The sequence below is a fragment of the Idiomarina sp. ST10R2A5 genome (genome assembly GCF_051842325.1).
GTDB classification, from domain to species: Bacteria; Pseudomonadota; Gammaproteobacteria; order Enterobacterales; family Alteromonadaceae; genus Idiomarina; species Idiomarina abyssalis.
In genome coordinates, this window is record NZ_JBNIEX010000061.1 from 1 (window position 1) to 250 (window position 250).

General features: G+C 58.0%; 1 protein-coding gene. It reads left to right on the forward strand.

All coding sequences use genetic code 11. From position 1 onward, the window contains the following. Window positions 1-250 (forward strand): WGR domain-containing protein (locus tag ACP7FG_RS13120; protein ID WP_439226647.1); only part of this gene is annotated, 250 nt, incomplete at both ends.

Sequence of the window (250 nt, forward strand, 5' to 3'; positions counted from 1 at the left end):
TCATGACGACAGAATCGTCATGATTGCCCAGCCCTATCAGCTTTATATCGAACGCAGGGACGTCTCGATGAACATGGCTCGTTATTATGCCATGGATATCTCGGAGACCCTGTTTGGAGAGACCCGGCTGACGCGCCGCTGGGGACGCATCGGCGCGCGCGGCCAGTCGAAGGCGCATATCTTCCAGCGTGAAGAGGAGGCGGTGCTGCTGTTTCTCGATCTCGTTCGCCAGAAGCGGACACGCGGCTAT